This window comes from Synechococcus sp. WC101, from assembly GCF_047461555.1.
GTDB lineage: Bacteria > Cyanobacteriota > Cyanobacteriia > Thermostichales > Thermostichaceae > Thermostichus.
The window spans coordinates 1-4,034 of the sequence record NZ_JANSHG010000189.1 but is presented as its reverse complement, the minus strand read 5'-3'; the positions used below and the strand labels follow the sequence as shown (position 1 = coordinate 4,034).

The following is a 4,034-nucleotide window of genomic DNA, read 5'->3' as shown; positions in this document are numbered from 1 at the left end:
ATCTGGAAGAGAGGGGATCCCCAATTGCTCTGGAGGTGTTTGTCCATGGGGCCCTCTGCGTGGCCTACTCCGGGCAATGTCTGACCAGCGAAGCCCTGGGAGGACGCTCGGCCAACCGTGGAGAATGCGCCCAGGCCTGTCGCCTGACCTATGAGCTGGTGGTGGACGGGATCCGGCGCGACTTGGGCGAGAAGCGGTATTTGCTCAGCCCCCAGGATCTGGCCGGGCTGGAGGTGCTGCCGGAGCTGGTCAAGCTGGGGATCCACTGTTTGAAAATTGAAGGCCGCCTGAAATCGCCGGAATATGTAGCTAATGTAACGCGCATCTATCGGCGGGCCTTGGACGCTCTGGGGGCAGGGCAGGCGTGGCAGCCCTCAGCCCAGGAATGGTATGAGCTGGAGATGAGCTTTTCCCGCGGCTTGTCCACCGGCTGGCTGCGGGGCATCAACAACCAGGAGCTGGTACACGCCCGTTTTGGCAAAAAGCGGGGGGTTTACCTGGGGCAGGTGGTGAGGATCGAGGGGGATCAAGTGGGAGTGCGCCTAGAGGCCCCCCTCAAGGCGGGGGATGGGGTGGTCTTTGACCAGGGAGAGCCGGAGCTGCCCGAGCAAGGAGGGCGGGTTTACTGCGTGCAGGAGAGGCAGGGGTTGGCCTGGCTCGGCTTTGCCCGGGGGGCCGTTGACTGCAAACGCCTGCGGGTGGGGGATCGCCTCTGGAAGACCAGCGACCCGGAGCTGGAAAAGCGCCTGCGCCAGAGCTATGCCGGGGATCAGCCCCGCTTCCGCCGCCCCGTCCACCTGGAAGTCCATGGCCAGGCCGGACTGCCCCTGACCCTCATCCTGCGCGATGAAGAGGGCCACGTGGTGCAGGTGGATTCCCCCATGCCTTTGCAGCCCGCTCGCCAGCAGCCCCTCACCGACGAGAAGCTGCGACAGCAACTGGGCCGCCTGGGAGGTACGCCCTTCCGGCTGGGATCCCTGCACAACGCCCTGGAGGGAGAGGTGATGCTGCCGGTCAGCGTCCTCAACCAGATGCGGCGCCAGGCGGTGGAGCAGTTGCAAGCGCTGCGGGCCCGGCCCCGCCGCTGGCAGCTCAATCCTGAAGCCCGCTGGCAAGACCTGCTGCCGCCCCAGGAGCAAGCCGAGCTGGGATCGCCCCAGCTAGTGGTGTTGGTGCGGGAGCCGGAGCAGGTGCCGGCGGCGCTTGCCTGTGGCATCCGGCAGATCTACCTGGAGTTTGAGGATCCCCGTCGCTACCGAGAAGTTATCCGCGCTACCAAAGCTGCTCACCCTGAGGTGGAGCTGTGGGCGGCCCCACCCCGCATCACCAAGCCGGGAGAGACCTGGATTTTAAAACAAGTGTTGGCGGCAGGAGCCGATGGCTACCTGGTGCGCAACTACGACCACCTGCGCTTTTTTGCCAACCAGCGCTGCATTGGCGATTTTTCCTTGAACGTGGCCAATCCCCTCGCCGCCCATTACTTGAAAACCCGCTACCGCCTGGAGCGCCTGACCGCCTCCTATGACCTCAACCACGAGCAACTGGGATCCCTGCTGGAGGCCGGCCCCGCCCACTGGTACGAGGTTACCATCCACCAGCACATGCCCATGTTCCACATGGAGCACTGCGTCTTCTGCGCCTTTCTCTCCAGCGGCACGGATTACACCAACTGTGGTCGCCCCTGCGAAAAACACCAGGTAAAGCTAAGGGATAGGGCCGATGTGGAGCACATCTTGAAAGCGGATGCCGGCTGTCGCAACACCCTCTACAACGGCAAAGCCCAGACTGGGGCAGAATATGTGCAAAAACTGCTGGATCTGGGGCTGCGCTATCTGCGCATCGAGTTCCTCCAGGAGTCTCCTGCGGAGATCCAACAAACTCTGCGTTGTTACCAGCAACTCCTTCAGGGCCAGATGAGTGGCTCTCAACTGTGGCGCCAGCTGAAGCTCCACAGCCAGCTAGGGGTAACACGCGGTTCTCTGGAAAGTTGACGAGGGACGCCCATGCTCTTTTCGCCGCAGCAGATGCTCCCCCCCGCCCTCTACCCCCTCCTGCACCGGAGCCTGAAGACTCTTTTCCCGGAGGCTCTCTGGGAGCTGCCCCCGCATCCTAAGCAGCAGGTGGCCCTTACCTTTGACGACGGCCCCCACCCGCAGCACACGCCAGCTCTCTTACGGGTTTTGCAGGAGTTTCAGGTGCCGGCCACCTTCTTTGTGTTGGGGGAACGGGTGCAGCGCTGGCCTCACCTGATGCGGCAAATTCGCCAACAGGGCCACGAGATTGGCCTGCACGGCTGGCAGCACCGCTCCTTTACCCAGCTCAGCCGCAGCGAATTGCATAGCGGCTTGCGGCGCAGCCAAGCCGCCCTGGTGGCTGCCTGCGGCGGGATCCCAGAAGAATATCGGGCTGTGCGCCCGCCCAACGGCTTGTTTTGGCCGCAAACGCTGGTGGATCTGCGCCGCTGGGGATTCTTCCCGGTGATGTGGAGCGTGGTGCCCGAAGATTGGCTGGAACCGCCGGTGGCAGTAGTGGTGGAGCGAGTGCTGGCCCAGGTGCGGCCCGGCTCCCTGATTGTGCTCCACGACGGCGTCCAGGGGGGATCTCAGGTAGCCAAGGTAGTCTGCCGTTTGATCCCGGCCTTGAGAGAAGAGGGGTTTGACTTCGCCGGCCTGCCGGATCCCGCAGACCTTCCCAGTTGCGGAAAAGATTGAATACAGTAGGAGTCAGCCATCGACAAGGAGGCAAGCCATGGGCGCGCGCAAGATCATCTACGGCATTTTTGGGCAGCGGGCCGGCAGCGTTATTGTCGGCACTTGGAACTGGCTGTGGGGGATCCCAGTGGACAAGGGCGGCACAGGGGCGGTGATGGTGGCAGAAGAATCGCTGCGGGCCATGCAAGAAACGGTGCAACGCCTCACCGAAGCCGTCGCCACCCAGGTGGCCGCCTACCAGCGCGCCGAACAGAAATACATGCAAAAGGTGCGCGAGTACCAGGCCCTGGAGAACAAAGCCCGCCTGGCCGCCCAACGGGGGGATCAAGAAGCCGCCCGCCTGGCCATGGCAGAAGCGCTGCGCATTGAAGCGATTCTCGGCCCGCTTAAGGAGAATGTGGAAACAGCAGAGCGCTACGTCACCGCTGCCAAGCAAAAGCTGGCCCGCGAAAAAGAGCGGCTGGCGGCCTACAAGAGCGAGCTGAGCAACCTCAAAGACATCAACGAGGTCAACCAAGCTCTCGAGCAGATGACTCGCGTCAACAACGCCTACAACATCGACTCGGCCAAGTCCCAATTCGAGGCGGCCAAGAACGCCATCCAAGCTCGCCAGCTCAAGGCGCGCGCCCTGAGCGAGCTCTCCGAGGATCGCAGCGAGCAACTTGCCGCCCAACTGGACGAAATGGCCCTCGACGACGAGGTCTCCCGCCGCCTGGCCATGCTCACCGGCCAAGGAGGCGGCTCGGTCAATCTGCCCTTGCCGGATCTGGATTTCGAGGAGCGGCTTCCCCAATAGTGGGGATCCCTTCTGGCTATTGCTCCGCCTTGTCGGGGCTTTTCCTTACGCTGAGGTGTCGTTCCCAGGAGATAGGGTAAACCTAGTCCTCGGCGAAATCGGCCTCCACCACCCCACCGGTCTCGGGGCTGGCAGCCACTGCCTGCGCCGGGACGGCTTGTGCCACCTGTGGCACTTGCACGAGCTGGGGCGTGAAAACGAACAGGTTGTAGACCGTGTTGCGGCGGATGTTGTCCATCATCTCCAGGAACAGCTCGTAGCCCTCGTTCTTGTATTCGATGAGGGGATCCCGCTGGCCATAGCCGCGCAGGCCCACCGCTTCCCGCAGCGCCTCCATCTGTTGCAAGTGCTCCCGCCAGAGGGTATCCACCTGCTGCAACAGGAAAAAGCGCTCAGCCTTCCGCATCAGGCCAGGCTCAAAGGTATCCAAGAAGGCCTCTTTGGCCTCGTAGGCCATCTCCGCCTGTTTGATCAGGTAGTCGAGGATTTCCTGATAGGAGAGATCCCGTAAGTCCTCAACCTTGAGG

At 62.8% G+C, this 4,034-nt stretch carries 3 protein-coding genes and 1 pseudogene; 3 read left to right on the top strand and 1 reads right to left on the bottom strand.

Features of this window, described 5'->3' with window-relative positions; genetic code table 11:
* The 3 genes from NW809_RS11115 to NW809_RS11105 form a co-directional block, all read left to right on the top strand.
* Positions 1-1,991: DUF3656 domain-containing U32 family peptidase (locus NW809_RS11115; protein WP_414402151.1), on the top strand; the 1,991-nt coding region annotated here is incomplete at its 5' end.
* Positions 1,992-2,003: 12 nt separating this feature from the next.
* Positions 2,004-2,711 carry a polysaccharide deacetylase family protein gene (locus NW809_RS11110; RefSeq protein ID WP_414402150.1) on the top strand — a complete coding sequence of 236 codons (708 nt, stop codon included), beginning with the start codon at positions 2,004-2,006 and terminating at the stop codon, positions 2,709-2,711.
* Positions 2,712-2,748: 37 nt separating this feature from the next.
* Positions 2,749-3,507, top strand: a complete 759-nt coding sequence (locus NW809_RS11105) for a PspA/IM30 family protein (RefSeq protein WP_414402149.1) — start codon at positions 2,749-2,751, stop codon at positions 3,505-3,507.
* Positions 3,508-3,589: 82 nt separating this feature from the next.
* On the opposite strand, the pseudogene secA reads toward NW809_RS11105, so the two are convergent.
* Positions 3,590-4,034: pseudogene (gene secA / locus NW809_RS11100) on the bottom strand (preprotein translocase subunit SecA); the annotation flags it as partial.

What these genes read in the sequence shown, in the direction of transcription:
- NW809_RS11110 (WP_414402150.1), top strand. Translation starts at nt 2,004, where the DNA reads ATGCTCTTTTCGCCGCAGCAGATGCTCCCCCCCGCCCTCTACCCCCTC.
- NW809_RS11105 (WP_414402149.1), top strand. Translation starts at nt 2,749, where the DNA reads ATGGGCGCGCGCAAGATCATCTACGGCATTTTTGGGCAGCGGGCCGGC.